At 65.3% G+C, this 26,729-nt stretch carries 22 protein-coding genes and 1 pseudogene; 9 read left to right on the top strand and 14 right to left on the bottom strand.

Annotated elements, in window-relative coordinates; all coding sequences use genetic code 11:
* From PYV55_RS15040 to PYV55_RS15010, 7 genes and pseudogenes are all read left to right on the top strand, one after another.
* A pseudogene (locus tag PYV55_RS15040) lies at positions 1–91 on the top strand (ABC transporter ATP-binding protein); the annotation flags it as partial.
* 48 nt (positions 92–139) lie between these two features.
* Entirely contained in the window at positions 140–1,342 is a 1,203-nt protein-coding gene (locus tag PYV55_RS15035) for an ABC transporter substrate-binding protein (protein ID WP_275852815.1), read from the top strand.
* Positions 1,343–1,378: 36 nt separating this feature from the next.
* The gene (locus PYV55_RS15030; RefSeq protein ID WP_275852812.1) at positions 1,379–2,572 is read left to right on the top strand and encodes an ABC transporter substrate-binding protein; all 1,194 of its coding nucleotides are present in this window, start codon (positions 1,379–1,381) and stop codon (positions 2,570–2,572) included.
* Between the two features lie 58 nt (positions 2,573–2,630).
* Positions 2,631–3,827 (top strand): ABC transporter substrate-binding protein, encoded by a 1,197-nt coding sequence (locus PYV55_RS15025; protein ID WP_275852810.1) that lies wholly within the window; start codon positions 2,631–2,633, stop codon positions 3,825–3,827.
* Between the two features lie 75 nt (positions 3,828–3,902).
* The gene (locus tag PYV55_RS15020) at positions 3,903–4,787 is read left to right on the top strand and encodes a branched-chain amino acid ABC transporter permease (protein ID WP_275852807.1); all 885 of its coding nucleotides are present in this window, start codon (positions 3,903–3,905) and stop codon (positions 4,785–4,787) included.
* Positions 4,788–4,799: 12 nt separating this feature from the next.
* Positions 4,800–5,792 (top strand): branched-chain amino acid ABC transporter permease, encoded by a 993-nt coding sequence (locus PYV55_RS15015; protein WP_275852805.1) that lies wholly within the window; start codon positions 4,800–4,802, stop codon positions 5,790–5,792.
* A gap of 153 nt (positions 5,793–5,945) precedes the next feature.
* A complete protein-coding gene (locus PYV55_RS15010; protein WP_275852833.1) occupies positions 5,946–6,371 on the top strand; it encodes an Hsp20/alpha crystallin family protein in 426 nt (141 codons plus the stop codon).
* A 33-nt stretch (positions 6,372–6,404) separates the two neighbouring features.
* On the opposite strand, the gene miaA is transcribed toward PYV55_RS15010, so the two are convergent.
* From miaA to mutL, 10 genes are all read right to left on the bottom strand, one after another.
* On the bottom strand, positions 6,405–7,394 hold the full coding sequence (gene miaA / locus PYV55_RS15005) for a tRNA (adenosine(37)-N6)-dimethylallyltransferase MiaA (RefSeq protein ID WP_275852803.1): 990 nt from the start codon (positions 7,392–7,394) through the stop codon (positions 6,405–6,407).
* Positions 7,391–8,605, bottom strand: a complete 1,215-nt coding sequence (locus PYV55_RS15000; RefSeq protein WP_275852801.1) for a multidrug effflux MFS transporter — start codon at positions 8,603–8,605, stop codon at positions 7,391–7,393. Before PYV55_RS15000 ends, miaA begins: the two co-directional genes overlap by 4 nt.
* A gap of 58 nt (positions 8,606–8,663) precedes the next feature.
* Positions 8,664–10,007: an NADP-specific glutamate dehydrogenase gene (gene gdhA, locus PYV55_RS14995; protein ID WP_275852799.1), complete on the bottom strand. Its 1,344-nt coding sequence runs from the start codon at positions 10,005–10,007 to the stop codon at positions 8,664–8,666.
* Positions 10,008–10,127: 120 nt separating this feature from the next.
* Positions 10,128–11,378, bottom strand: coding sequence for a TolC family protein (locus tag PYV55_RS14990; RefSeq protein WP_275852798.1), 1,251 nt, complete (start codon positions 11,376–11,378; stop codon positions 10,128–10,130).
* 56 nt (positions 11,379–11,434) lie between these two features.
* Positions 11,435–11,773 (bottom strand): DUF3240 family protein, encoded by a 339-nt coding sequence (locus PYV55_RS14985; protein ID WP_275852796.1) that lies wholly within the window; start codon positions 11,771–11,773, stop codon positions 11,435–11,437.
* A complete protein-coding gene (locus PYV55_RS14980; RefSeq protein ID WP_275852793.1) occupies positions 11,770–14,862 on the bottom strand; it encodes an efflux RND transporter permease subunit in 3,093 nt (1,030 codons plus the stop codon). The genes PYV55_RS14985 and PYV55_RS14980 overlap by 4 nt, the downstream gene beginning before the upstream one ends.
* Positions 14,863–14,864: 2 nt before the next feature.
* A complete protein-coding gene (locus PYV55_RS14975) occupies positions 14,865–16,130 on the bottom strand; it encodes an efflux RND transporter periplasmic adaptor subunit (RefSeq protein WP_275852791.1) in 1,266 nt (421 codons plus the stop codon).
* 273 nt (positions 16,131–16,403) lie between these two features.
* A complete protein-coding gene (locus tag PYV55_RS14970) occupies positions 16,404–17,828 on the bottom strand; it encodes a sensor histidine kinase (RefSeq protein ID WP_275852789.1) in 1,425 nt (474 codons plus the stop codon).
* A 31-nt stretch (positions 17,829–17,859) separates the two neighbouring features.
* The gene (locus PYV55_RS14965; RefSeq protein ID WP_275852788.1) at positions 17,860–18,525 is read right to left on the bottom strand and encodes a response regulator; all 666 of its coding nucleotides are present in this window, start codon (positions 18,523–18,525) and stop codon (positions 17,860–17,862) included.
* 16 nt (positions 18,526–18,541) lie between these two features.
* Positions 18,542–20,551, bottom strand: a complete 2,010-nt coding sequence (gene mutL, locus PYV55_RS14960) for a DNA mismatch repair endonuclease MutL (protein WP_275852785.1) — start codon at positions 20,549–20,551, stop codon at positions 18,542–18,544.
* Positions 20,552–20,692: 141 nt separating this feature from the next.
* On the opposite strand from mutL, the gene PYV55_RS14955 reads away from it, so the two are divergent.
* Positions 20,693–21,337 (top strand): DedA family protein, encoded by a 645-nt coding sequence (locus PYV55_RS14955; protein WP_275852783.1) that lies wholly within the window; start codon positions 20,693–20,695, stop codon positions 21,335–21,337.
* Positions 21,338–21,360: 23 nt separating this feature from the next.
* The gene (locus tag PYV55_RS14950; RefSeq protein WP_275852781.1) at positions 21,361–22,167 is read left to right on the top strand and encodes an alpha/beta hydrolase; all 807 of its coding nucleotides are present in this window, start codon (positions 21,361–21,363) and stop codon (positions 22,165–22,167) included.
* 24 nt (positions 22,168–22,191) lie between these two features.
* Here the strand turns inward: PYV55_RS14950 and PYV55_RS14945 are convergent, their stop codons facing one another.
* The 4 genes from PYV55_RS14945 to PYV55_RS14930 all read right to left on the bottom strand — a co-directional run bounded on the left by PYV55_RS14945 (position 22,192) and on the right by PYV55_RS14930 (position 26,715).
* Positions 22,192–22,557: a type II toxin-antitoxin system PemK/MazF family toxin gene (locus PYV55_RS14945; RefSeq protein WP_275852778.1), complete on the bottom strand. Its 366-nt coding sequence runs from the start codon at positions 22,555–22,557 to the stop codon at positions 22,192–22,194.
* Complete coding sequence (locus PYV55_RS14940; protein WP_275852775.1) at positions 22,554–22,787, bottom strand: hypothetical protein; 234 nt, start codon at positions 22,785–22,787, stop codon at positions 22,554–22,556. Before PYV55_RS14940 ends, PYV55_RS14945 begins: the two co-directional genes overlap by 4 nt.
* Before the next feature lie 17 nt (positions 22,788–22,804).
* Positions 22,805–23,221, bottom strand: coding sequence for a lactoylglutathione lyase (gloA, locus tag PYV55_RS14935; protein ID WP_275852772.1), 417 nt, complete (start codon positions 23,219–23,221; stop codon positions 22,805–22,807).
* Positions 23,222–23,469: 248 nt separating this feature from the next.
* Positions 23,470–26,715 (bottom strand): type I restriction endonuclease subunit R, encoded by a 3,246-nt coding sequence (locus PYV55_RS14930; protein ID WP_275852769.1) that lies wholly within the window; start codon positions 26,713–26,715, stop codon positions 23,470–23,472.
* Positions 26,716–26,729 lie beyond the last annotated feature (14 nt).

The following is a 26,729-nucleotide window of genomic DNA, read 5'->3' as shown; positions in this document are numbered from 1 at the left end:
CGTCATGGAGCATGGACGCATCGTCGAGCAATTCAATGCCGACGAGCTCGATGCCAAGATGCCGGTGCTCAACGAGTTGCTCGGGGTGTGAACTTTCGCCACGCCTGTTTTCGCATCCTTTTCACTTAAGGTAGCAAGCATGAAACACTCTCTACGCAAGCTGGTTTCTCTCCTGGGCATCGCGGGCTTCGTCGCCGCCGGCCCACTCGCGCATGCGCAAGACAAGGTGAAGATCGGCTTCATCACCGACATGTCGAGCAACTACGCCGATGTGGAAGGCAAAAATGGCGCCCTCGCCATCCAGATGGCGATCGACGACTTCGGCGGCAAGGTGCTGGGCAAGCCGATCGAGCTCTTGACCATGGACCACCAGCACAAGCCCGACCTCGCCGCGACCAAGGCGCGCGAGTGGATAGACACGCAGGACTTGACCATGCTGTTCGGCGGCAGCAACTCTGCCGTCGGCCTGGCGCTAGCCCGCGTAGCGCAGGAAAAGAAGCGCGTCTACATGGTCAACGGTGCGGGTGCTTCGCAACTCACCAATGAACAATGCAGCCCCTACACCGTGCACTACGCCTACGACACCGTGGCCTTGGCCAAAGGCACGGCGGGCGCTGTGGTCGAGCAGGGCGGCAAGGATTGGTTCTTTTTGACCGCCGACTATGCTTTTGGCAGCGCCATGGAGCAGGACGCGGCCAAGGTGATCAAGGAAAAGGGCGGGCGCGTGCTCGGCAGCGTGCGCCATCCACTGAATGCCTCGGATTTTTCGTCGTTCCTGCTGCAGGCGCAAAGCTCCAAGGCGCAGATTCTGGGCCTCGCGAATGCGGGCGGCGACACCATCAATGCGATCAAGGCGGCCAAGGAATTCGGTATTACCAAGACCATGAAAATCGCCGGTATGCTGGTGTTCCTCACCGACGTACATTCACTGGGCCTCAAGAATACCGAGGGTTTGCTGCTGACCACCAGTTGGGACTGGAACCTCAACGAGCAGACGCGCGCCTTCGGGCGCAAATTCTTTGCCAAAACCAAGCGCATGCCCACCGACATCCAGGCGGCCGATTATTCGGCAACCATGACCTACCTCAAAGCCTTGGAGGCAGCCAAAACCACGGACGCGGATGCCGTGGTGGCGAAAATAAAGTCCACGCCGATCAATGATTTTTACGCCAAGGGCTACGTGCGCGCGGACGGTCGTTTCATGCATGACATGTACCTGATGCAAGTGAAGTCGCCAGCCGAATCCAAGGAGCCTTGGGATTATTACAAAGTGGTCGCAAAATTGCCCGCAGAACAGGTTTTCACGACCAAAGCCGAAAGCAAATGCGCTCTTTGGAAGTGAAGCGATATTGAAAATAAAAAACCGTAGGAGACAAGAATGAAGCATATTCAGCGCGCCAGCGTGGCGTTTTCTCTGTTTGCCGCATTTTGCGGACTGGCTGTGGCGCAAGAGAAAATCAAAATCGGTTTCATCACCGACATGGCAAGCAACTACGCCGATGCAGACGGTAAAAACGGCGCGCTGGCGATCCAGATGGCCATCGACGATTTTGGTGGCAAGGTACTGGGCAAACCGATCGAATTGCTCACGGCCGACCATCAGCAAAAAGCCGACGTCGCCGTGTCCAAGGCGCGTGACTGGGTCGACAATCAGGGCCTGACCATGCTCGTGGGCGGCACCAATTCGAGCGTCGCGCTCGCGCTGGCCAAGCTTGCTGCGGACAAAAAGCGCGTGTATTTCGTCAACGGTGCGGGTACTTCACTGCTGACCAACGAGCAATGCAGCCCCTACACCGTGCACTACGCCTACGACACCGTGGCGCTGGCCAAAGGCACGGCCGGGGCCATCGTCGATCAAGGTGGCAAGGACTGGTTTTTTCTGACCGTGGATTACGCATTCGGCACAGCGATGGAAAAGGACGCCGCCAAGGTCATCGAGGCCAAGGGCGGCCACGTGCTCGGTAGTGTGCGCCATCCGATCAATGCGTCGGATTTTTCCTCCTTTTTGCTGCAGGCGCAAAACTCCAAGGCCAAAATCCTGGCCTTGGCCAATGGCGGCGGCGACACCATCAATGCCGTCAAAGCCGCCAAAGAGTTTGGCATCGACAAAACCATGAAAATGGCCGCGATGATGATTTTCATCACCGACATCCAGGGCCTGGGTTTGAAAACCGCCGAAGGGCTGATGTTCACCACGAGCTGGTATTGGGATTTGAACGAGCAGACGCGCGTTTTCGGACGCAAGTTTTTCGCCAAAACCAGGCGCATGCCTTCCGACTTGCAGGCGGCCGATTATTCTTCGGTCATGACGTACCTGAAGGCCGTGCAGGCCGCGAAAACCACGGACGCCGATGCCGTGATGGCCAAAATCAAGTCCATGCCCGTCAACGATTTCTACGGCCAGGGCCACGTGCGCCCCGATGGCCGTTTCACCCACGACATGTATTTGATGCAGGTGAAGGCCCCTGCGGAATCCAAGGAGCCGTGGGACTATTTCAAATTGCTCGGTAAGCTGCCGCCCGAACAGGTCTGGACGACCAAGGCAGAGAGCAAGTGCGCGCTGTGGCAATGATTCCCACGAGGAGCCGTTGTCGAAATTTCAACCCCGTCTTTTCAACCAGGAGATTGACATGAAGAAGCATTACCACCGCATAGCCCTTGCATGCCTGCTGGCCGCTATCGGCAGCAGCGCCGCCGTCGCGCAAGACAAGGTCAAAATCGGCTACATCTCCGACATGTCCAGCCTTTACGCCGACGTCGAGGGCAAAAACGGCGCCGTCGCGATCCAGATGGCGATCGACGACTTTGGTGGCAAGGTGCTGGGCATGCCGATCGAATTGCTCTCCGTCGATCACCAGAACAAGGCCGACATCGCCGCCGCGAAGGCGCGCGAGTGGATAGACACGCAGGGGCTGACCATGGTGTTCGGCGGCACGAATTCGGGCGCGGCGCTCGCCATGGCCAAGGTGGCGCAGGAGAAAAAGCGCGTGTTCATCGACAACGGCGCAGCCACTTCGGCCCTCACCAACGAGCAGTGCAGCCCCTACACCGTGCACTACGCCTACGATACGGTGGCGCTGGCCAAAGGCACGGGCGGTGCCATCGTCGACGGCGGCGGCAAAAGCTGGTTCTTTCTGACAGCTGATTACGCGTTCGGCCACGCGCTCGAGGCCGACACCAGCGCCGTGGTCAAGGCCAAGGGCGGTACGGTAGTGGGTGCTGTGCGCCACCCGTTGAACGCGTCGGATTTTTCCTCGTTCCTGCTGCAGGCGCAAAATTCCAAGGCGCAGGTGCTGGGCCTGGCCAACGCCGGGGGCGACACGGTCAACTCGATCAAGGCGGCCAAGGAATTCGGCATCACCAAAACCATGAAGCTCGCCGGCCTGTTGATTTTCTTCAGCGACATCCACAGCCTGGGCCTGCGCAACACCGAAGGCCTGCAGTTCACCACGAGCTGGTACTGGGACATGAACAACGAGACGCGCAAGTTCGCCGACCGCTTCATGCAGAAAACCAACCGCCGCCCGACCGAAATCCAGGCCGCCGACTACTCGGCGACGATGAACTACCTCAAGGCCGTCGAAGCCGCCAAGAGCATAGACGCCGACAAGGTCATGGCGGCTTGGCGCAACATGAAGATGAACGACTTTTTCGGCTCGGGCTACCTGCGTGCCGACGGCCGCTACGTGCACGACATGTACCTGATGCAGGTCAAGTCGCCCGCCGAATCCAAAGGCACCTGGGACTACTACAAGCTCATCAAAAAACTGCCCGGCGAACAGGTGTTCACCACCAAGGCCGAGAGCAAGTGCGCGCTTTGGAAGTGAGCCTGCATCGCGTCGGCGCGCCGGTATGAATCCACTGGCCGGCGCGCGCCATCCCCACCTTTTTGCAGCGAATCCATGCAAATCTTCGGCGTCTCCTTGCCCGGCCTGTTGAGCCAGCTCTTGCTGGGGCTGGTCAACGGCTCTTTTTACGCCATCCTCAGCCTGGGGCTGGCGGTGATCTTTGGCCTGCTCAACGTCATCAACTTCGCGCACGGCGCCCTGTTCATGATGGGCGCGCTGTTCACCTGGATGGCCGCGACCTACTTCGGCGTCAACTACTGGGTGATGCTGCTGGTTGCGCCCCTGCTGGTGGGAATTTTCGGCGTGCTCATCGAGCGCCTGCTGCTGCGCTGGATCTACAAGCTCGACCATCTCTACGGCATGCTGCTCACGCTCGGGCTGACGCTGCTGGTCGAAGGTTTTTTCCGCTCCATCTACGGCGTGTCGGGCCTGGGCTACGACACGCCCGAATTGCTGCAGGGGGCCACCGACGTTGGCTTCATGATGCTGCCCAACTACCGCGTGTGGGTGGTGCTGGCCTCGCTCACCGTGTGCATCGCCACCTGGTTCGTGATCGAAAAAACACGCCTGGGTGCCTATCTGCGCGCCGGCACCGAGAATCCGCGGCTCGTGGAGGCCTTCGGGGTCAATGTGCCGGTCATGATCACGCTGACCTATGCCTTCGGCTCCGCGCTGGCCGCATTTGCGGGTGTGCTCGCGTCTCCCGTTTACCAAGTCACCCCGCTCATGGGGCAAAACCTCATCATCGTGGTGTTCGCGGTGGTCGTGATCGGCGGCATGGGTTCCATCCTGGGCTCCATCATCACGGGGCTGGGCCTCGGGGTGATCGAAGGTTTCACCAAAGTGTTCTACCCCGAAGCATCTTCCACCGTGGTTTTCGTCATCATGGTCATCGTCCTCCTGATCCGCCCCGCGGGCCTGTTCGGCAAAGAAAAATGAGGGGCTGACGGCATGACGTTCCACCGCATTTCCATTTTGGGTTATGGCCTGCTGCTCGTGGGCCTGCTGCTCGCACCGCTGCTCGGTGCTTATCCCGTGTTCATGATGACGCTGCTGTGCTTTGCGCTGTTTGCGTCGGCGTTCAACCTGCTGCTGGGCTATACGGGCATGCTGTCTTTCGGGCACGCGGCGTTTTTTGGCGGCGCGGCCTACGTGGCCGGTCATGCGATCAAGGTCTGGGGCTTCACGCCCGAGATTGGCCTGCTGCTGGGCACGGCCAGCGGCGCCTTGCTGGGGCTGATCGTGGGCTACCTGGCCATACGCCGCCAGGGCATTTACTCGACCATGATCACGCTGGCGCTGGCGCAAATGCTGTTTTTCGTGTGCTTGCAAGCGCCATTCACGGGCGGCGAGGATGGCCTGCAGGGCGTGCCGCGCGGCAAGCTCTTGGGGCTGCTCGACCTCCAAAGCGACCTGTCGATGTATTACGTCGCGCTCGCCGTGGTCGTGGCGGCGTTCCTTTTGATCGTGCGCACCATCCATTCGCCGTTCGGGCAGGTGCTCAAGGCCATCAAGGAAAACGAGCCGCGCGCGATCTCACTGGGTTACGACACCAACCGCTTCAAGCTGCTGGCGTTCGTGCTCTCTGCCGCGCTGGCGGGGCTCGCGGGTTCGCTCAAAACTCTGGTGCTCGGCTTTGCCACGCTCAGCGACGTGCACTGGTCGGCATCGGGCCATGTGGTGCTGATGACCCTGGTCGGTGGGCTCGGCACGCTGGCGGGGCCTCTCGCGGGCGCTACCGTGGTGGTGCTGGTCGAAAACAAGATCGGCGAGCTGGGTTATTTCCTCGCGAGGCTGACGGGCGTGGAGTGGTTTCAGACCCTGGGAGAGTCCGTCTCCATCGTCACGGGTCTGATCTTCGTTGTGTGCGTGCTCGCGTTCCGCCGCGGCATCATGGGGGAATTCGTTGCCTGGGTTGCCCGCCGGCGGGCGGCGCCGAAGTGAGGTAGTGCACGAGCCTGGTTTGGCGTCTGGTTTTGCACACCATCAAGCGGCGCCGCCAGGGCTGTCGTGGCGGGCTTGAAATCCGCTGCTCAACTTCCAATTGAAGCGCAGCGCCTGGTATGGTGCCGGGCGATTTCAGCGAAAGGAAGTGTCATGAGTTCTCTCGTTCCACGCAGCATTTTCGATGACTTTTTCAAGGATTTTGCGCCGGCTTTTTACGTGCGTCCGCTGCACGGCGACGCCTTGCCGAACCCGTCAAAAATCAAAATCGACGTCAAGGAAGACGACGCCGCCTACACCGTGCATGCAGAAATCCCCGGCGTTCCAAAAGACGATATCCAGGTTTCCATTGACGGCAACGTCGTGAGCCTGCGTGCTGAAGTGCAGCAGAAAGACGAAAAGAAAGAAGGCGAGAAGGTTTTGCGTTCCGAGCGCTATTACGGCGCCGTGGAGCGCAGCTTTCAATTGCCTGCCGACGTCGATGCGGCCCAGGCCAAGGCCAAATACGACAACGGCGTTTTGACGCTCACTTTGCCCAAAAAGCAATCTGGTGCAACGCAGCGTCTGAAAATCGACTGATCGGTGAGAAGGCGGCGGCTCTGTTTTGATTTTTTAGAAAGGCAGCCGTTCCAGTACGGCCTGCACCAGTCGTTCGATAGCGTTGGCGTGGTCGCACGCAATGGGGTGGCGCTCGGGCATGGCGCGCAGCCAGGTGATCTGGCGCTTGGCCAGTTGGCGCGTGGCGGCGATGCCGCGTTCGCGCAAGTGCGCCACGTCGAGCGGGGCGCCGCTCGCTGCCTCGGCGTCGAGCGCCTCCCAAGCCTGACGGTAGCCTACGCTGCGCATCGAAGGCAGGTCTGCGTGCAGGTCGCCGCGCGCGCGCAAGGCGCGCACTTCGTCGAGAAAACCCGCTGCGAGCATCGCATCGAAACGCTGCGCGATGCGCTCATGCAGCCAGGTGCGGTCTTGCGGCTCCAAAGAAAAAAGGGCGGTAGAGCTTGCTGCGTCTGCGCTGTCAGCTCTTTTTTTGTGAGTATGCAGGCTCGAAAGCGGCTGGCCCGTCAATTGCCACACCTCGAGCGCGCGTTGGATGCGCTGGCTGTCGTTGGGGCTCAGGCGCGCGGCCGTGGCCGGGTCTATGCGCGCGAGTTCGGCGTGCAACGCGGGCCAGCCCAGCGCCGCGGCGCGCGCGTCGATGGCAGCGCGCACGCTGGCGTCGGCTGGGGGCAGGGCATCCAGGCCCTCGAACAAGGCCTTGAAATACAGCATGGTGCCGCCCACGAGCAGGGGCAGGGCGGCGCGCGCGCGAATTTCGGCGATCAGCCTGCGGGCATCGTGCACGAACTCGGCGGCGCTGTAGGTTTGGCTTGGCTCGCGGATGTCTATCAGGTGGTGCGGCACCTCAGCGCGCTCGGCTGGCGTCGGCTTGGCGGTGCCTATGTCCATGCCGCGATAGACCAGCGCCGAGTCCACGCTGATGATCTCCACCGGCATGTGCGGCGCAAGCGCTTGCGCCAAGGCCAGCGCCGCCGCCGTCTTGCCCGAGGCCGTGGGCCCGGCGATCGCGAGCACGGGCAGGGAGTTGGAGGATGCAGTCGTCATGCCGCTTGGGGCTCGCCAAACCGCGGCACCAGCGTCCAGGCGATGACTGCCAGCGCCACGGCACTTACCCCAATCCCTTGCACGAGCGGCCACACGCTGCCGTCGAGGTGCGCGCCCACCCAACGGCCGATGCCAAACGCGACCAGCATGGTGATGCAGCCGTTGCAGGCCGATGCCACGCCCGCAGCCTGCGGAAACGGCCCGACCGCGCCCGTCTGCCCGCAAGGCTGGTGGATGCCGTGTCCCAGCATGAACAGGTAAAACGGCGCGAGCAAAGCCCAAGCCTTGTGCCAGCCCAGCAAGGCCACGATGGCGACCAGGCCACCACCGCAAAGGCTCAGCAGGCCGCCGATGGCCACCGTGCGCCGCAAGCCTACGCGCAGCAGCAGGCGCCGGCACAGCAAGGTGCCCAGCAGATAAGCGAAGGCGTTGGACAGCAGCGCCGCGCCATATTGCGTGCGCGTGAGCCCCAGCACGTCGATGAACACGAACGAAGAAGCCGCCAAAAAGGTGAAAAGCCCGCCGTAGCTCGCCGTGGTCAGCAGCGAGAACGCCCAGAACGTGGGGTGGCGCAACACCTGGGCCCAGGTGCGCACGAGCACGACTGGCTGCAGCGCGCGCGGGTTGCGCTGCAGCAGCGTTTCGGGCAAATAGCGGGCAATCAGGCCGAGCGTCACCAGCGCATAGACGCCAAGCGCCGCAAGCGCCGCGCGCCAACCCAGCCATTCCGTGAGCAAGGCGCCGAGCAGCGGGCTCAGGCACGCGACCACGCCCAGCCCGGTGAGCGCCTTGGACATGGCGCGCGCGCCAGCCAGCGGCAGGTACAGGTCGCGCACGATGGCGCGCCCCGTCATCACGACGGCGCCCATGGCCGCGCCCTGCACGACGCGCCACGCAATCAGCCATGCCATCGAGGGCGCCGCCACACATGCCACGGAAGCCGCGCAGTACGCCGCCAAACCCGCGAGCAAGACGGGGCGGCGCCCGTAGCGGTCCGACAGCGGCCCCCACAGCAGTTGCGTGCCGCCGAAGGCCAGCAGCAAGCCGCTCAGGCTCAGCTGCGCCGCCGCCACGGGCGCCGCAAGGTCGCGCGTGAGCGCGGGCAGTGCAGGCAGGTACAAGTCAGTGGTGACGGGCTGGATGCTCAGCAGCAGCGCAAGCAGGACGATCGCAAGGCCTGGGTGCAAGGCGGTTGAAGGGGATGCGGGCATGCACCTAGCGTAGCAGACAGGCGCCGCGCGCAGCGTGCGCTGACGCGCGCCGCACGCCTTACAGCACGCCTTGCGCGAGCATGGCGTCGGCCACCTTGACGAAGCCTGCGATGTTCGCGCCGTCGAGGTAGCTCACGCTGCCGTCAGCACGCTGGCCGTATTGCAGGCAAGCCTCGTGGATGCCTTGCATGATCTGCAACAGGCGTGCATCGACTTCCTCGCGCGGCCAGGACAGGCGTGTGGCGTTTTGGCTCATCTCGAGCCCCGAAGTGGCCACGCCGCCCGCATTGCTGGCCTTGCCGGGCGCATAGAGCACGCCGGCGGCCTCGAAAGCCTTGGCCGCTTCGATCGTGGAAGGCATGTTGGCGCCTTCGGCGACACAGAGCACGCCGTTGCGGATCAGCGTTGCTGCGTCCTTTTCGTCGAGCTCGTTTTGCGTCGCGCAGGGCAGGGCGACATGCACGGGCACATGCCAGGGGCGCACGCCGGGCTCGAAATGTGTGCCCGTGCGCTGCGCGTAGTCGCTCACCCGGCCGTAGTGGTGGTTTTTCACGTCCATCAGAATCGCGAGCTTTTCGGGCGTGAAGCCGTCTTCGTCGATCACCGTGCCGCTCGAATCGGACACCGTGACCACCTTGGCACCGAGCTGCATGGCCTTTTCCACCGCGTATTGGGCCACGTTACCCGAGCCGGAGACCGACACGCGCAGCCCCTCGAAAATGCGGCCCTTGCGCTTGAGCATTTCGCTGGCGAAATACACCGTGCCGTAGCCCGTGGCCTCAGGGCGGATCAGCGAACCGCCAAACGACAATCCCTTGCCGGTGAACACGCAGTCGGCGCGGTTGCTGAGCTTTTTGTACATGCCGGCCATGAAGCCGACTTCGCGCCCGCCCACGCCGATGTCGCCCGCAGGCACGTCGGTGTCCGAGCCTACGTGGCGGAACAGCTCAGTCACGAAGGCCTGGCAAAAGCGCATTACCTCGCCGGGGCTCTTGCCCTTGGGGTCGAAGTCGGAGCCGCCTTTGCCGCCGCCCATGGGCAAGGTGGTGAGCGCGTTTTTGAAGGTCTGCTCGAAGGCCAGAAATTTGAGCACCGACAGATTGACCGAGGGGTGAAAGCGCAAGCCGCCCTTGTAGGGGCCGATCGCCATGCTGTGCTGGATGCGGTAGCCGCGCTGCACCTGCACGCGCCCGTGGTCATCGACCCAGGAGACGCGGAACATCACGACGCGCTCGGGCTCGACCAGGCGTTCGAGCAAACCGTGTTCGGCGTAGCGCGGATGCGCGCTGATGAACGGCCACAGGCTCTCCATGACTTCGGTGACGGCTTGCAGGAATTCGGGCTGTCCGGGGTTGCGCTGTGCCACTTGGGCCAGGAAGCTGCCGACGGATGCGTAGGGCATGGGCATAGGAGGACTTTCTCCAGAAAAGTTTGTGACGAAATAATGATGAAAAGCCGCCCATTATGTCGAAAAAACATGAGGGAATGCCTTATTTTGGTGCGTCTGCACCAATTCATTGCGTCAATGTGCGCCCTCTTCAGGCGCTGCCCAGATGTGGTGCGCATCGAGCAGCAGGCGTGCCTGCGCCTGCATGGCGTCGAGCGCGGCGCCGTCGGCCGCGAGCTGCGCTTCGAGCGCGTTGCGCCGCGCCAGCAGCAGGTCGGCGAGCGGGCTTTCGCCGAGTTCGTAGGCGCGCGCCTGCAGTTGCGCGCTTTGTGCGATCTGCTGCCAGGCACGCCGCAATTGCTGCCAGGTGGTGTGCATTTGCTGCGCTTCGCTCGCGGCGCGCCAGGCGTCGGTGGTGACGCGCTGGAGCGTGCGTTCGTACTCCTGCTGCGCCATTTCGGCCTGCGCGGCGGCGGCCTGCGCGTCGGCACGGCGGCCTGCGCTGCCCAGCGGGATCGAAAGGTAGGCGCCCCAGATGCGCTCTTCGCCGCTGCGCTCGCGCCGCGCGCGCACGCCCACCGTGGGGTCGCCCGTGCGCTCCTGCTCGGTGCGGCGCGCCTGCAGGCGCGCCTGCGCGGCGCGCGCCTGGGCGAGCTCGAGCTCGTGGTTGTCGGCAAGGATTTTTTGCGCCCAGTCGGGCACGGAAATTTCGGTGCTCTCCAGAGCCGCCTCTTCCAGGCCCGCGTCGCTGGGCAGCGGCAGGCCCGGGTATTGGCGCTGCAAGGCCTGCTGCAGCAGCTGTGCCTGGGCGCGCGTGCGCACGGCCTGGGCCTGGATGCGCGCGGCTTCGGCCTGCGCGGCCAGGGTGTCGAGCTTGGCGGCTTCGCCGGCCTGCACGCGGCGTTCGATGGCGGAAAGCTGCGCCTGCGCGAGCTCGGCCTGCGCTTGCAGCACCTTGGCGCTGTGCAGTTCGCGCAGCGTACCGAACCAGTCGCGCAGCAGCGTGCGCGCGGCCTCATGCCAGGCGTCGGCGTAGGCAAACTGGCCGATCTGCACCTCGCCTTCGCCCAGCTGCGCGTCGGTGCGCTGCTTGCCGGGCCAGCGCAGCCCGGTTTCGACGCCGATTTCCCCTTCGGCAAAGCGCTGGCCCTGCGCGGCCACGCGGCGGTCGTAAGCCATCTTGGCCACCCAGTCGTAGGGACCTGCATCCAAGCGCCGTTTGCGCGCCTGCGCCAGGTCGATGCCGGCGGTGGCTGCGCGCACCTGCGGCAGGCTCGCGAGCACTGCGCGCACGCTGGCTTCGGGCGGCAGCACGGGCGGCGGGGTTTGCGCCGCGGCGGCCGTCCACCCACCCGCGGCCGCGAGGGCCAGGGACAGCGCGCGCAAGCCATGGGGAAAGCAAGGGCGACGGCCCGCTGGAATGCAAAACTTCAGGCGGAATCTCACGCAATATCTCCCAATCGTCCAAAAGCCAGCAGGGGCACGATCCAGTAAGCGATCTGCGGGCTGGGCAGGTGTGTTTTCAGGGCTTGCAGCAAGCCGGGCACGTGGTCTTGCCGCAGTGCCACCTGCACCAGCACACGCCGCGCGCGGCCCGTGACCTGCTCCATGGAGGAGGGCAGGGCGACGTGCGCGCCCATGCCTTGCGCCTGCAGCACGGTGAACCCCGGCACCTGTTCGGGCAGGGCCAGCAGCGCGTCGAGCAGTTCTTCTTCGAGTGCCTGTGGCAGCGCCAGCGTCAGGAGGCAGTCGGGCGCCATGGTGGATTGGTTGCGGCTCATGCGGCCCCCTGGGTTGCTGCCGGCTTGGCGCGGTGCGCGGCCGGGTCGAAAAAGCGCCGGTACAGAATCGGCAACACCACCAGCGTGAGCAGCGTGGAACTGACCAGCCCGCCGATCACCACCACCGCGAGCGGGCGCTGGATTTCGGAGCCCGGCCCGGTCGCCAGCAGCAGCGGGATCAGGCCCAGCGCGGTGATGCTGGCCGTCATGAGCACGGGGCGCAGGCGGCGCAGCGAGCCCTGGCGCACCACTTCTTCCACAGGCATGCCGCGCGCGGCCAGCTGGTTGAAGTAGGTGACCAGCACCAGGCCATTGAGCACCGCGATGCCCATGAGCGCAATGAAGCCCACTGAGGCCGGCACCGACAGGTATTCGCCCGAAATCGCGAGCGACACCACGCCGCCGATGAGCGCCAGCGGAATGTTCACGAACACCAGAATCGCCTGCGGCAGGCTGCCCAGCGTGGCAAACAGCACGCCCACAATCAGCGCCAGCGCCACCGGCACCACCATCGTGAGGCGCGCGGCGGCGCGCTGCTGGTTTTCGAACTGGCCACCCCAGGCCAGGCTGTAGCCTGCGGGCAGCGGCACCTTTTGCGCCACGGCGGCCTTGGCCTCTTCGACGAAGCCCACCAGGTCGCGCCCGCGCACGTTGGCGCGCACCACGGCCATGCGCATGGATTTTTCGCGCTCGATCTTCACGGGCCCGTCGATCACCTCGAGCTGGGCGATCTGGCTCAGTGCCACCGTGCGCCCGTCGGCCAGGGGCAGGCGCAGCTGCGCGAATTCGGTGGGCGACAGGCGCAGTTCCTCGCTGCCGCGCACCACCAGCGGCACGCGCCGGATGTCCTGCATCACCACGCCCACGCGCCGGCCTTCCACCAAGGCGCGCAGGTCGTTTTGCACCTCATCCACAGTGAGCCCCAGACGGCCCACGGCCACGCGGTCGATGGCGATGCGGTAATACTGCACGCCGCCGTTTTGCGCCGTGAGCACGTCCTCGCTGCCGGGCAGCGCTTGCACCGTCTGCACCACCTGCGCCGCAAGGCGCGAGAGCTCGTCGGCGTTGGGGCCGAAAATTTTGATGGCCAGGTCGCCGCGCACGCCCGAGAGCATTTCCGAAGTGCGCATTTCAATCGGCTGCGTGAAGCTCAGGTTCACGCCGGGAATGGCGCCAGCGGCCTTGCGGATCGCGTCCACGAGCTCTTCCTTGGTCTGAAAGCGCCAGGTTTCGCGCGGCTTGAGCACCAAAAAGGTGTCGGTTTCGTTGAGCCCCATCGGATCCAGCCCGAGCTCGTCCGAGCCCACGCGCGCGACGATGCGCTGCACCTCGGGCACGGCCGCCAGGATGCGCCGCTGCAGCGCCATGTCGGTGGCGGCCGATTGCGCAAGGTTGATCGAGGGCAGCTTTTCCACCTGCATGATGATGTCGCCCTCGTCCAGCGTGGGCATGAACGACTTGCCGATGAGCGGAAAGAGCAGCGCCGCGCCCACGAGCGCAAGCAGCGCTGCGACGATGACCACGCGCGCATGGCCCAGCGCCCAGTGCAGCAGCGGCTGGTACGCGGCTTCGAGCTTGCGCACCAGCCAGGGGCTGCCGTGGTGGCCGCTCTGCTTGAGCGCCACCGAGGCCAGCACCGGGATGACGGTGAGCGACAGCAGCAGCGAAGCGCCGAGCGCAAACACGATGGTCAGCGCCACCGGGCCGAACAGCTTGCCCTCCAGCCCCTGCAGGGTCAAGAGCGGCAGGAACACGATCATGATGATCAGCACGCCCGCGGCCACCGGCGTGGCCACCTCCTGCGTGGCGCGGTAGAGCATGTGCAGGCGCGAGACGCTGCGCTCGCCCTGGTGCGCCTCGATGTTCTCCACCACCACCACGGCCGCATCCACCAGCATGCCGATCGCAATCGCCAGGCCGCCCAGCGACATCAGGTTGGCCGACAAGCCCCACTGCTGCATGAGCACGAACGTGGCCAGCGCCGACAGCGGCAGGATCAGGGCCACCACGAGGGCCGCGCGCAGGTTGCCCAGAAACAGCAGCAGCAGCACCAGCACAAGCACGATGGCCTCCTGCAGCGCCTTGGTCACCGTGCCCACGGCGCGGCCCACGAGGTTGCCGCGGTCGTAAAACGGCGTGATGCTCATGTCCTTGGGCAGGCTGGATTGGATCTCCTGCAGGCGGTCTTTCACGTCCTGCACGAGCTGCTTGGCGTTGGCGCCGCGCAGGCTTAGCACCAGCCCTTCGACGGCCTCGCCCTGGCCGTTTTCGGTCACCGTGCCGTAGCGCGTGAGCGCGCCCAGCTGCACCGTGGCCACGTCGCCCACGCGCACGGCGTTGCCGCCGCGCTGCGTGATGGCGATGGCGCGCACGTCGTCGAGCGAGCGGATGCTGCCGTCGCTGCGCACCAGCAGCGACTCTTCACCGCTCGAGAGGCGCCCGGCGCCGTCATTGCGGTTGTTGGCCGCGAGCGCGTCCTGCAGCTGCTGCAGCGACACGCCGCGCGCAGCCAGCGCCGCCACGTCGGGCACCACCTCGAAGGTTTGCACCAGCCCGCCCAGCGTGTTCACGTCGGCCACGCCGGGCAGGTCGCGCAGGCGCGGGCGCACCACGTAGTCGAGCACGCGGCGCTTTTCGGCCAGGCTCGCCGGCCCTTCGATGGTGAACATGAAGGCTTCGCCCAGCGGCGTGGTGATGGGCGCAAGCCCGCCCGCGGTGCCTGCGGGCAAGTCGCCCATCACGCCCGCGAGCCGCTCGCTGACCTGCTGGCGCGCCCAGTAGATGTCGGTGCCGTCGGCAAAGTCGAGCGTGATGTCGGCAATCGCGTACTTGCTTTGCGAGCGCAGCATCACCTGGTGCGGAATGCCCAGCAGCTCCTGCTCGATGGGCGCGACGATGCGCGTTTCGACCTCGGCGGGCGTCATGCCCGGCGCCTTGAGGATGATCTTGACCTGCGTGGTCGAGACATCGGGAAAGGCGTCGATCGGCAGGTCGCGCAGCGCCAGCACGCCTGCGGCCAGCAGCCCCAGCGTGAGCACGGCCACGAGCAGCCGCTGCGCGAGTGAAAAGGCAATCAGGCGGGACAGCATCGTCACTCCTCAGCGCCCATGCCCAGCCACGCGCCCTTGAGCGCGGCGAGGCCGCGCACGGCGACCTCGGCGCCGCTGCGCAGGCCCGCGCGCACCTGCACCTTGGCGCCGCTTTCGCTGGCCACCTCGATCGGCGTGGGCACGAAGCCCTTGGGGGTTTTGACGAACACGTAGGCGCGGCCCTGGTTGCGCACCACGGCTTCAGCAGGCAATGCGAGCAAAGCGCCCGTGGATACTGCCTGAGAAGCTCCTGAAGGCGTAGCGCCTGCGAGCACCGTGGCCTGCACGAACTGGTTTGCGCGCAGGCAGTCTTCCTTGGCGTTGAAGTCGGCGCGCAGCTGCACCATCTGGTTGCCGGCGTCCACCTGCGGCACGATGGCCGCGAGGCGTGCGGGCGCCTTGCAGCCCGGCACGCGCAGCAAGTCGCCCACTTGCAGGCTTTGCGCCTGCGCCGGCGTGGCCTGCAGGCGGATCGCCCATTGCCCGCTGCGCGCGAGCTTGGCCACCGGCATGCCGGCCTCGAGCCGCTGGCCGGGTGCGGCCAGCACTTCGAGCACCGTGCCCGCCGCCGTGGCACGCACCGCGAGTGCGGGCTGCAGCTGCCCACCCGCGGGCGCCGCCCCGGCCAGGCGCAGCGCCTGCTGGCGCTCCTGCAAATTCAGCTGCGCGAGCCGGTGCTGGGCGCGACTGTCTTCGAGCCGCAAGCCTGCGATGATGCCTTCGGAATGCAGCTTTTCGTCGCGCGCCAGCCGGCTCGCAGCAAGCCGCTCCTGCTCTTGTGCCTGTAGCAGCTCGCGCTGCCAGGCGACGAGCTCGGGGCTCAGCAGCTGCGCCACCGGCGCGCCCGCCGGCACCTGCTGCCCCGCGCCCACGAACACGCGCTGCACCACCCCGGCCAAGGGCGCGCTGAGCACTTCGACGGCCTGCGGCGGCAGCTCCACCGTGCCCTGCAGCACCATGCCCGCGGCCGCGCCGGTCGCATCGGCGGTGACCACCTGCGTGCGCACGCCTGCGGCCTGCGCCTGCGCATCGCTCCAGGCAATGGGGGCCAGGTTTGGGCTTGCGGCATTTGCCGTGGAGCTTGCGGCAGCAGCGGAGGAAGCAGGTTTGCTTGCGGCTGGGGCCGCTGCCTTTGTTGCTGTGGGACTTGCTGGCGTTGGTGGCGGTTGCTGCGTCTGTGCGGCCTGCACGCCGCAGGCCGCAGCCGCGCCGAGCGATGCACCAAGAAACACGCGCAGCGCCCAGCGTGCGGGCAAATGCGTTGGCATGTGGAAAACCCCTGTCGTTGTGGATCGCGCCATAGTGGCGCACGGGGCGTAACGATAAGGCTTTTTCCTGAAGGCAAGATGAATGGCGGCGGCGCTGCCGGGCCCGCGGAGTCAGAGGCTGAGAATTTTTCAGCCGTGGCCGAAAGGCGCATCCAAACGCCACCGATAGCGGCGCAAAGCGCAGCCATAGCGCGGGCTATGGCGAGCATTTGCAACGACGAGCGGGAGTGTTTGGGTGTGCAAGGCGGCCATGGACGAAAGACTCTCAGCCTCTCAGGCTGGTACGAGTTCCAGCACGGCCTCAAGCCCAGAATCCTGCCCCTCGGGGGGCGACAGCAGGCTGAGCCGCCCGCCCTGGCGCTCGGCAATGGTTTGCACGATGGAGAGGCCCAGGCCATAGCCCGGCACGCGCACGCCATGCGCAGACGTGCCGGGCGATACGGTGCCGGAAGTAGCCTGGCCGCGCTGGTGGCGCTGCAGCAGCTGGGCGATCTGCGTGGGCGCCATGCCCGGTCCCTGGTCGCGCACGCTGCAGCGGGCGGGTGCGCGGACTTCGAGCACGATGGGGTCGTTGGGGGCGTAGCGCTGGGCGTTTTCGACCAGATTGCGCAGCGCGATCGCGAGTGCGTCAAAGTCGCCGCGCACCCACACGTCGGTGTGTTCGGGCAGCACGAGTTGCAGGCGCTGCAGCAGGCTGGCGTCGGCAGCCCAGAATTCCTGTGCCACCGCGGCGGCGAGCTGGCCGAGGTTGACGCGCTCTTGCGCGAGCGCCGCGCCCGATTCGGCGCGCGAGAGCTGCAGCAGCTTTTCGCAGCGGCGGCTGAGGCGCTCGAGCGCCACCTGCGCTTGCTGCAGCGGTGCCCGCCCGCTGCCGTCGGGCACTTGTTCCAGCGCGGTCTGCAGGTGCAGGCGCACGGTGGCGAGTGGCGTGCGCAGCTCGTGCGCAGCGTTCGCGGCCAGCGCGCGCTCGGTGTCGAGCGCGTCCGCCAGGCGCTGCAGCAGGTGGTTGGCGCTGTGTGCAATGGTCTGCAATTCGGTCGGCAAGTCTTGTTCGGGCACGGGCGCGAGGTGGCTCCCGTCGCGCCGCTGCAGTTCGCGCGCGAGCCGCCCTGCCGGGGCCAGGGTGCGGCGCGTGATGGCGCGGATCAACAGCGCGTAGGCGGGCAGCAGTACGAGCAAGGGCAGCAGCAGCCCCGCCAAGGTCTCGTTGCGCGCGGCGCGGCGGTATTCGAGCGTGTCGGCCACATGGATGAACATGGGCATGTCCGGGTGCGCCAGGGTATAGATGCGCAAGCCCTGGGCGTTGGCAAAGCCCGTGCGCAGCGGCACCGGCAGGGCGCGGTGCGGCGCGTCGGACGAGCGCAGCAGCAGTTCGTTGCGGTCGTTCACCACCTGGTAAAACATCACGCTCGCGCCGGCGTTGCCAAGGTTGAGGTGCGGCACCTCCTGGCGAAACAGCGTGCCGTCGCGCTGGCTTGGCAGGCGGTGGTTGCGCGCGTCGTGCGAGGCCAGATCGAGCAGGCGTTCGCCGCTTTGCACGAGACCGGCGTCGAGCTGCGCCTCGAGCTCGTGCTGCATGTACCAGCCCACGGCGATGCTGGTGGCAAGCCACAGCAGCCCCGTCCAGGGCAGCAGCGCGCGTGTGAGCGCCCACGAGAGGCTGCGCGTACGGCGCACTTTCGCGGGGGCTTTCCTCATCGCGTCCTCCTGGCGTTCTCGGGTCGCGCCCTCATGTGGCACCCAGTTGCAGCCGGTAGCCCAGTCCGCGCAGCGTCTGGATGCGCTCGCGCCCGATCTTGCGCCGCAGGTTGCTGATGAACACTTCGAGCGTGTTGCTGCTCGCGTCGCCGTCGAGGCCGTAGAGCGCGCCTTGCAGGCTCTCGCGCGTGTGGATGCGCTCGGGGCGCAGGGCGAGCACGCGCAGCAGCGCCCATTCCTTGGCCGTGAGCTCGACCGGCTGCCCGTCGCGCAGCACCTGGTGGCGGCCCAGGTCGATCTCCAGCCCCGGCATGCGCAGCACGGCGCTGTGCATGCCGCTGATGCGCCGCTCCACGGCGCGCAGGCGCGCGAGCAGCTCTTGCGGGTCGAAAGGTTTGACGAGGTAGTCGTCGGCGCCGGCATCGAGGCCGCGGATGCGGTCGGTGATCTGGTCGCGCGCCGTGAGCATGAGCACGGGGCTGCCCGGCAGCTGGCGACGCAGCAGCGGCAGCAGCGTGAGCCCTTCGCCGTCGGGCAGTTGCCAGTCGAGCAGCACTGCATCCCAGTGCGCGAGCGGCAGCAGCACGCGCGCCTGCGCCAGGCTGGGCGCGCATTGGCCCACGAAACCCTGGCCCGCGAGAAAGTCGAGCAGGGCGCGCGCGAGCGGTGCGTCGTCTTCGATCAGGAGGAGGTGCACGGCACGATACAGTGGGTCAGCGCCCGCGCAAAAACAGCGCATCGAGCTCGCGCAGCGTGAGCTGGCGCCAGGTCGGGCGGCCGTGGTTGCACTGGTCGGAGCGCTCGGTCACTTCCATCTGGCGCAGCAGCGCGTTCATCTCGGGGATGGAGAGGCGCCGGTTCGCGCGCACGGCGCCGTGGCAGGCCATGGTGGCCAGCAGCTCGTCGTGCGCGCGCTGCACCACGCCGCTGAGGCCGTGCGCCGCGATCTCGGCGAGCACGCTGCGCGCGAGTGCCACGGGCTCGGCCTGCGCGAGCACCGCGGGCACGGCGCGCACCGCAAGCGTTTTGGGCGAAAACGGCGTCACTTCCAGTCCCAGCGTGGCGAGCAGTTCCACGGCTTCTTCGGCCATGGCGACTTCCTCGGGCGTGGCTGCGAACGTGGCCGGTATCAGCAGCGGCTGGCTCGCGATGCGCGCGCCCTGGGCGGCCTGCGCCTTGAGGCGTTCATAGACGATGCGCTCGTGCGCCGCGTGCATATCGACGAGCACCAGCCCCTGCGCGTTTTCGGCCAGGATGTAGATGCCGTGCAGTTGCGCGATGGCCTGGCCCAGCGGCATGGACGCGTCGGCATGCGGCGCCGGATTGTCGGGTGTGGCGGTGGTGGCTTGCGTCGATGGTGGCGTTGGTGCAATGCGAAACGTGCCGGCGCGCTCTTGTACGCCCAGGGGCAGCGGCGCCAAGGCGTGTGCGGCGTCGCCTGCATAGGCACCGGCGGTAGTAGCCAGCGCGGGCTCGGTGTCAGGCATTGCCGACGCTGGGGCAGGGCAGGGCGGCGCCCCCCACAGCGCGGCGAGGTCGTGCACGCGGTGGCCCGCGCCATCCTCAAATTGCATAGCTGCTTGCGCTTGCCACGCCTTGGTTTGAAGCCATTTTGGCCTTGAATCGTCGCTGCCCGCTGGGCGCAGCTGCGGCGCGCTCGGCGCAAGGTTTGCACCCTGCTTGGCGAGCAGGGCGGCGCGCGGCGCCGCGAGAGCGTCTTCGATCGCGTGGCGCACGGCCTGGTGCACTTCGCGGCTGTCGCGAAAGCGCACCTCGATCTTGGTCGGGTGCACGTTGACATCGACGCGCGCAGGGTCGAGCTCGACGTAGAGCGCGTAAATCGGCTGCTTTTGCCCGTGCAGCACGTCTTCATAGGCGCTGCGCGCCGCGTGCGTGAGCACCTTGTCGCGCACGAAGCGCCCGTTGACGTAGCAGTATTGCTGGTCGCCGCGCGCGCGCGCCGCGTCGGGCAATCCTGCGCGCCCCGTCACCGTGACGCGGCCCGCCTGGTGCTGTACGGCCACGGACTGCGTCACGAAGTCGCTGCCGAGCACGTCGGCCAGGCGCCGCTCGAGCGCGTCAGGGGAGGGCGGCGCACCCGGCGTCCAGGTGGCGCGCCACTGCTCGACGAGCTTGCCTTCGTGCCAGATGGCAAAGCCCACGTCGGGCCGCGCGAGCGCGTGGCGGCGCACGGCCTCTATGCAGTGCGCGAGCTCGGTGGCGTCGGACTTGAGGAACTTGCGCCGCGCGGGCGTGGAGAAAAACAGCTCCTTCACTTCCACCGTCGTGCCCACGCCGCGCGCCGCCGGGCGCAGTTCGCCGCTGCGCGCGTCGAGCAAAAAGGCGCTCGCCTGCTCGGGCGGGCGCGACAGCAGCGCGAGCTCCGACACAGAGGCGATGGCCGCGAGCGCCTCGCCACGGAAACCCATGGTCGCCACGGTTTCGAGGTCGTGCAGGCTCGTGATCTTGCTCGTTGCGTGGCGGCGCAGCGCAATCGCCAGTTCGTCGGGCGCGATGCCGCTGCCGTCGTCCTCCACGGCGATCAGGCGCACGCCACCCGCAAGCAGGCGCACGGTGATTTGCGTGGCGCTGGCATCGAGCGCGTTGTCCACAAGCTCGCGCACCACCGAAGCCGGGCGCTCGACCACCTCGCCTGCGGCAATCTGGCTGATGAGCTCGTCGGGCAGTTCACGGATGGAGCGGCGGATCGCGGAAGCAGGCATGGGGCAAGGCGGCAGCCCGCGGCGCAGGCGGGGCAGGGAGGGCAGGGGGAAAAGCTAAGCGAGGGCGATGGCGTGGCGAGGGCCAAGGGGATTTTCAGGCTGGGGATAATACCGCTCCCCCTTCCTCTCGCCGAAAGCACCATGGAGTTTGTGACCTTCCTGATCGACTTCGTCCTGCACGTGGACAAATACCTCGAAATGTTCGTGCAGAACTACGGCCTGTGGGTCTATGCGCTGCTCTTTTTGATAGTGTTCGTAGAGACGGGCCTGGTCGTCATGCCATTTTTGCCCGGCGACTCGCTGCTCTTCATGGTGGGTGCGCTGAGCGGCGCGGGCCTCATGGGCTTCGCGCCGGCCTGCGCGGTGTTGCTGCTTGCCGCGGTGCTCGGTGACCAGTGCAACTATTCGATCGGGCGCTACGTCGGCCCCAAGGTGTTCCAGTGGGAGGATTCGCGCTGGTTCAACCGCCGCGCCTTCCTGCAGGCGCATGAGTTTTACGAGCGCTACGGCGGCATCACCATCGTGCTGGCGCGCTTCATGCCCTTCATCCGCACCTTCGCGCCTTTCGTCGCGGGCGTGGCGCACATGGGGCGCGGCAAGTTCAGCGCCTACAACGTGGGCGGCGCGCTCTTGTGGGTGCTGGGCATTTGCTCGGCCGGCTATTTCTTCGGCAATCTGCCCTGGGTGCGCATGCACATCGAAAAGATCATCTGGGCTTTGATTTTGGTGCCGGGGCTGCTCGCCATCTTCGGCACCTGGCGCGCGGGGCGCGGGGCCAAGGCGTAATACGTTTTTGCTCGGAACTCACCATGCGAGCACTTTGTTTTTTGCGCAGTGGAACGCGCAGGGCCTGGGGCCTGTTCATCGTTTGCCTTGGACTGCTTGGTGCGCCCTTGGCGGCAGAGGCCGGCACCATGTTCAAGCTGCCCACACGCGAGGGCGTCGTCACCACCTTGTTCTGGGAACCCGCCACCAATGCCAAAGCTACGCTGCTGCTGTTTCCGGGCGGTGGCGGTGGCTTTGGCAAGGTCGAGGAGGGCAGGGCCACCAGCGGCAACTTCCTCGTGCGCTCGGCGCCATTGTTCGTCGCCAAGGGCTTCAACGTCGCGATCTTCGGGCGCCCCAGCGACTTGCGCGAGCTCGATTACACCGACCGCACCAGCGAAGCGCACATGGCCGATGTGCGCAAAGTGCTCGACTTCATCAAAACCCGCTCCGATGCCCCGGTATGGCTCGTGGGCACCAGCCGCGGCACCATTTCTGCGACGGCGGCAGCGATTCACCTGCAAGGAGAGGTTGCAGGTCTGGTGCTGACTTCGAGCGTCGTCAGCTACAACAAACCCGGCGCCGTCCCCAAACAAGACCTGGCCGCGATTAAAGTGCCCGTGCTGGTGCTGCATCACGAAAAAGATGCCTGCCCGCTGTGTCGCTCCTACGAAGTGCCAGCGATTCTCCGCGGGCTCAAAAACGCGAGCGTGAAAAAGCTCGTCATGGTGCAAGGCGGCGAAAACCCGACGGGCGACCCCTGCGAAGCTTTCCACTGGCACGGCTTCATCGGCATGGAGCAGGAGGCCGTGGACATCATCACCGACTGGATAGCGCGTCCGGTGGAATGAGGCGTGGCGTGGCGGCAGAGCTCGTCACCCTGGGTAGGGACGATCCTCTGCGACCAGCCAATTTCCGAGTCGCAGACGGATTGTGCGAATGCGATCAGGATGCAAAGCGCCGATAGAGCCCGCCAGCAAGCCGCCGTCGATGGTTGCCAGGCGCGACAAGCGCAACACGCTCGGGACTTTCAGCCCCGTCAGGGCAAAATCGGCTTGCTCTGGCAGTAGCAATTCATCCAGCCCTGGCTCAGCTTGATGAATCTGGGAGGAGACCATGCAGACCAGCCAATCGTCAAATTTCTGCGATGCACGCCGCAGCAGCAGAACTGGGCGTAATTTGCTTGCACTGAAATCCGTGTGAGGAAATGGCACAAGAGCGATCTGGCCGGCTTGCTTCATGACCAGCGTTCCTTGAGGTCTTCCTCGGAATAAAGACCAACCTCATCCTCCATGTCGCGCATCGCTTGATCAAGTGCAAGGCGTGCAAAATCACGCTCGCCCCAAGTGTCCAAGTGCAGGGATACGGGGGCGGCAAAACGTGCCGAAAGATAGTCGAGATAGTCTAAAAGTTCGACTTGCTTGTCTTCCGGCAAGCGCTGCAATTTTTCGACGAAAGCGGTGACATTCACGATGATGGCCCTTTCTGTCAGCGCAAACCCTGACCGCTCTTGCTGTCGTCAGCGCGCTCGATGAGCTCGATTTTGTAGCCGTCGGGGTCGGTGACGAAAGCGATCACCGTAGTGCCGCCCTTGACCGGCCCTGGCTCGCGTGTGATTTGGCCGCCGGTCGCGCGGATGCGCTCGCACGCGGCATAGGCGTCAGGCACGCCGATGGCGATGTGGCCATAGGCGTTGCCATGGTCGTAGCTTTTGACGTCCCAGTTGTAGGTGAGCTCGATTTCTGCCTGCGCCGGGTTGCCGCCCTCGTAGCCTAGAAAAGCGAGGGAATATTTGTATTCGGGGTTCTCCGAGGTGCGCAGCAGTTGCATGCCCAGCACCTTGGTGTAGAACCCGATGGAGCGCTCAAGATTGCCGACGCGCAGCATGGTGTGAAGGATTCGCATGGTGTTTCTGTGTCCCTGGATAAAAAGATTGCTCGCATGGCGCAGCAGTACGCAGCAGGCCGAATGGTAGGCCCAAACCCAGTGTGGGTCTGCGGCTTTCCGAGGAAGGCCGCACTGTTGGGGGCTTACCCATTAGGTAAATACGATTTGTATTATGTTAAATATTTGGCGAAATTGGCGAATCTATCACGAATCCATCGAGACCAGGCTTCGCGGTCTGTCGGGCCAGCTGAAGCCCAAAGTGCTCATCAGACCCAGCTCTCACCAATCGTCTCCGCCTGCTGCAGCACCAGTTCAATGGCCGCTTCCGTCTGGTCTGGCGGGTACTTGTACTTGCGCAGAATGCGCTTGACCATCAGCCGCAGTGTGGCGCGCACGCTCTCGCGCTGTGCCCAGTCCACGGTGATGTTCTTTTTCAGGTTTTCAGTCAGCTCGTGGGCAATTTTCTTGAGCGTCTCATCTGCCAATTCTTTCACCGCTGATTCGTTGTTGGCCAGAGCGTCGTAAAAACGCACCTCATCGTCGGACAGGCCCAGCTGCTCGCCTCTGCTCGCGGCCTCTCTGAACTTCTTGGCCATTTCTACCAGCTCTTCCATCACCTGCGCGGTCTCGATGCTGCGGTTCTGGTAGCGTGTGATAACGCTGCTGAGCAGGTCGCTGAATTTCTTTTGCTGCACCACGTTGGTGGCGAACTTGCTCTTGATTTCGCCTTCCAGCAGGCGTTCCAGCAGCTCCACCGCCAGGTTGCGTTCTGGCAGGTTTTTCACCTGGGCCAGAAATTCGTCGTCCAGCAGGCCGATGTTGGGCTTATCCAAGCCCACGGCGTCGAAGATGTCCACCACCGATTCGCTCACCACCGCCTGGCCGATGATTTGGCGGATGGCCGCGTCTCGCTGTTCGTCGGTTTTCTTTTGGGCGGAGATGTCGCGCTTGGTCAGGATGACCTTGACCGCCTGCATGAAGGCGACTTCCTCGCGCAGGGCCTTGGCCTCGTCGAGCGTGCAGCAAAGGCTGAAGGCCTTGCTCATGGCGAGCGCGGCATCAGCAAAGCGTTTCTTGCCGTCGCGCACCGGCTTGCCGGCCTTGTCCTTGGTTTCGGATGGCAGACCGAGGATGTGGTTGGCGGCACCCGCCAGGGCCTTGTGGCCCCCGGTCTTGAAGGCGCTGTAGTCGTAGCCGTGCAGCATGGTGCGCAGCACGTCGAGCTTTTCCAGCAGTAGCGACAAGGCCTCGTGCGCATCTACCGTCGGTTTGCCACGGCCTTTGCTGGCGGTGTATTCCTTCATCGCAGCTTTCAGCTCGTTGCCGATGCCGATGTAGTCCACCACCAGTCCGCCCTGCTTGTCCTTGAACACCCGGTTGACGCGGGCAATGGCCTGCATCAGGTTGTGGCCCTTCATGGGCTTGTCCACGTACATGGTGTGCACGCAAGGCGCATCGAAGCCCGTGAGCCACATGTCGCGCACGATGACCATGCGCAGCGGGTCATTGGGGTCTTTGAAGCGTTTTTCCAGCCGCTTCTTGACCTGGCTGCTGTAGATGTGCGGGCGCAGCAGCGCCTTGTCGCTCGCGCTGCCGGTCATGATGATTTTGAGGGCGCCCTGCTCCGGGTCGTCGCTGTGCCAGTCGGGGCGCAGCTTGATGATCTCGTTGTACAGGTGGACGCAGATGTCTCGGCTCATGGTCACGATCATGGCCTTGCCTTCCTGGGCCTTGTTGCGTTCCTCGAAGTGGGCCACCAGGTCGGCGGCCACGCTGGCCACGCGGGGTTCGGCGCCCACCACCTTCTCCAAGGCAGCCCAGCGGCTCTTGAGCTGGGTCTGGATGCTTTCTTCTTCGTCTTCGGCCAGTTCGTCCACCTCGTCGTCTATCAACGGCAGGTCTTCTTCCTTGAGCTTCAGCTTGGCCAGGCGGCTCTCGTAGTAGATGGCGACCGTGGCGCCGTCCTCCTTGGCCTGCTGCATGTCATAGACATGGATGTAGTCGCCAAAGACGGCGCGGGTGTCGCGGTCGGTGCTGCTGACCGGGGTGCCGGTGAAGGCCACGAAGGTGGCATGGGGCAAGGCGTCGCGCAGGTGCTGGGCATAACCTGCCACATACGCCACCTGGGGGCTGGTCTTGTATTCGGGTGGGGCGAATTCGGCGGTGGCAGCCTGGACCACATGCTCGCCGTCGCTGGTGGACACCGCACCGAAGCTGGCTCCGCTTTGGGCGCCGCGCACCTTCCTGGTCTTCAGCTTGGCCTCAAACCCATACTGGGTGCGGTGGGCCTCGTCGGCAATGACGACGATGTTGCGCCGGTCGGACAGCACCGGGTACATGTCTTCGTCCTCACCCGGCATGAATTTCTGGATGGTGGCAAAGACTATGCCGCCCGAGGGCCGGTTGCTGAGCAGTTGCCGCAGCTCCTGCCGGGTGCTCGCTTGCACCGGGGTTTCGCGCAACAGGTCTTGGGCCAGGCTGAACACGCCAAACAGCTGCCCGTCCAGGTCGTTGCGGTCGGTGATGACGACGATGGTGGGGTTCTGCATCGCCGGTTCCTGCATCACGCGGGCGGCAAAGCAGGTCATGGTGATGCTCTTGCCGCTGCCTTGCGTGTGCCACACCACACCCCCTTTGCCCTGTACCTGCGGCGGGCTGTCGGGACGGGATGCGGCCACCACATGGCCAATGGCGGCCCGTACCGCGTGGTACTGGTGGTAACCGGCGATCTTTTTGACCAGCCCGCCGTCGTCCTCGAACAGCACGAAGTAACGCAGGTAGTCCAGCAAGTAAGACGGGGCCAGCAACCCGCGTACCAGGGTCTGCAACTCGTTGAACTCTCCCAACGGGTCCAGGTTCACCCCGTCGATGGTGCGCCATTGCAGGAAGCGCTCGGCGTTGGCCGACAGGCTGCCCATGCGCGCTTCGGTTCCATCCGAGATGACCAGCACCTCGTTGTACTGGAACACGTCGGGGATTTGCACCTTGTAGGTCTGAAGCTGGTCGTAGGCCTTCCAGATGTCGGCGGCTTCGTCGGCGGGGTTCTTCAGCTCGATGAGCACCAGCGGCAGACCGTTGACGAACAGGACGATATCGGGGCGGCGGGTGTGGTGGGCCCCCTTGATGGAAAACTGGTTGACGGCCCAGAACTCGTTGCGCGACGGGTCAGACCAGTCAACCAGGCGCACGAAGTCGCCCACGGTTTCGCCGTCCTTCTGGTACTGCACGGGTACGCCGCCCACCAGCAGCTTGTGGAAGGCGCGGTTGGCTGACAGCAAGGCCGGAATGCCCAGGTCCAGCACTCGCTGCAGCGCGTCTTCGCGGGCAGCGCTGGGAATGCGGGGGTTCAGGCGCTGGATGGCCGCGCGCAGGCGCAACGGCAGCACCACCTGGCGGTAGCTGGCCCGCTGGGGGTTGGGGCCGTCGGGGGCTATGTCATACCCGCTGTGGGCCGCATAGCCCAACTCGGCCAGCCAGGCCAGGGCTTCTTGTTCGAGTTGGTCTTCGGTCATGCGCCTGCCCTAGT

This window comes from Extensimonas soli (assembly GCF_029211265.1).
Classification (GTDB): domain Bacteria; phylum Pseudomonadota; class Gammaproteobacteria; order Burkholderiales; family Burkholderiaceae_C; genus Extensimonas; species Extensimonas soli.
The sequence above is the reverse complement of the archived record's forward strand: the minus strand, read 5'-3'. Positions and strand labels throughout refer to the sequence as shown.

Coding starts and splice junctions, on each gene's coding strand:
- gdhA (WP_275852799.1), bottom strand. CDS start 10,007: ATGCCCTACGCATCCGTCGGCAGCTTCCTGGCCCAAGTGGCACAGCGC.
- PYV55_RS15035 (WP_275852815.1), top strand. CDS start 140: ATGAAACACTCTCTACGCAAGCTGGTTTCTCTCCTGGGCATCGCGGGC.
- PYV55_RS15015 (WP_275852805.1), top strand. CDS start 4,800: ATGACGTTCCACCGCATTTCCATTTTGGGTTATGGCCTGCTGCTCGTG.
- PYV55_RS14955 (WP_275852783.1), top strand. CDS start 20,693: ATGGAGTTTGTGACCTTCCTGATCGACTTCGTCCTGCACGTGGACAAA.
- PYV55_RS15025 (WP_275852810.1), top strand. CDS start 2,631: ATGAAGAAGCATTACCACCGCATAGCCCTTGCATGCCTGCTGGCCGCT.
- PYV55_RS14950 (WP_275852781.1), top strand. CDS start 21,361: ATGCGAGCACTTTGTTTTTTGCGCAGTGGAACGCGCAGGGCCTGGGGC.
- PYV55_RS15020 (WP_275852807.1), top strand. CDS start 3,903: ATGCAAATCTTCGGCGTCTCCTTGCCCGGCCTGTTGAGCCAGCTCTTG.
- PYV55_RS14985 (WP_275852796.1), bottom strand. CDS start 11,773: ATGAGCCGCAACCAATCCACCATGGCGCCCGACTGCCTCCTGACGCTG.
- gloA (WP_275852772.1), bottom strand. CDS start 23,221: ATGCGAATCCTTCACACCATGCTGCGCGTCGGCAATCTTGAGCGCTCC.
- PYV55_RS15000 (WP_275852801.1), bottom strand. CDS start 8,605: ATGCCCGCATCCCCTTCAACCGCCTTGCACCCAGGCCTTGCGATCGTC.
- PYV55_RS14945 (WP_275852778.1), bottom strand. CDS start 22,557: ATGAAGCAAGCCGGCCAGATCGCTCTTGTGCCATTTCCTCACACGGAT.
- mutL (WP_275852785.1), bottom strand. CDS start 20,551: ATGCCTGCTTCCGCGATCCGCCGCTCCATCCGTGAACTGCCCGACGAG.
- PYV55_RS14980 (WP_275852793.1), bottom strand. CDS start 14,862: ATGCTGTCCCGCCTGATTGCCTTTTCACTCGCGCAGCGGCTGCTCGTG.
- miaA (WP_275852803.1), bottom strand. CDS start 7,394: ATGACGACTGCATCCTCCAACTCCCTGCCCGTGCTCGCGATCGCCGGG.
- PYV55_RS14970 (WP_275852789.1), bottom strand. CDS start 17,828: ATGAGGAAAGCCCCCGCGAAAGTGCGCCGTACGCGCAGCCTCTCGTGG.
- PYV55_RS15010 (WP_275852833.1), top strand. CDS start 5,946: ATGAGTTCTCTCGTTCCACGCAGCATTTTCGATGACTTTTTCAAGGAT.
- PYV55_RS15030 (WP_275852812.1), top strand. CDS start 1,379: ATGAAGCATATTCAGCGCGCCAGCGTGGCGTTTTCTCTGTTTGCCGCA.
- PYV55_RS14975 (WP_275852791.1), bottom strand. CDS start 16,130: ATGCCAACGCATTTGCCCGCACGCTGGGCGCTGCGCGTGTTTCTTGGT.
- PYV55_RS14930 (WP_275852769.1), bottom strand. CDS start 26,715: ATGACCGAAGACCAACTCGAACAAGAAGCCCTGGCCTGGCTGGCCGAG.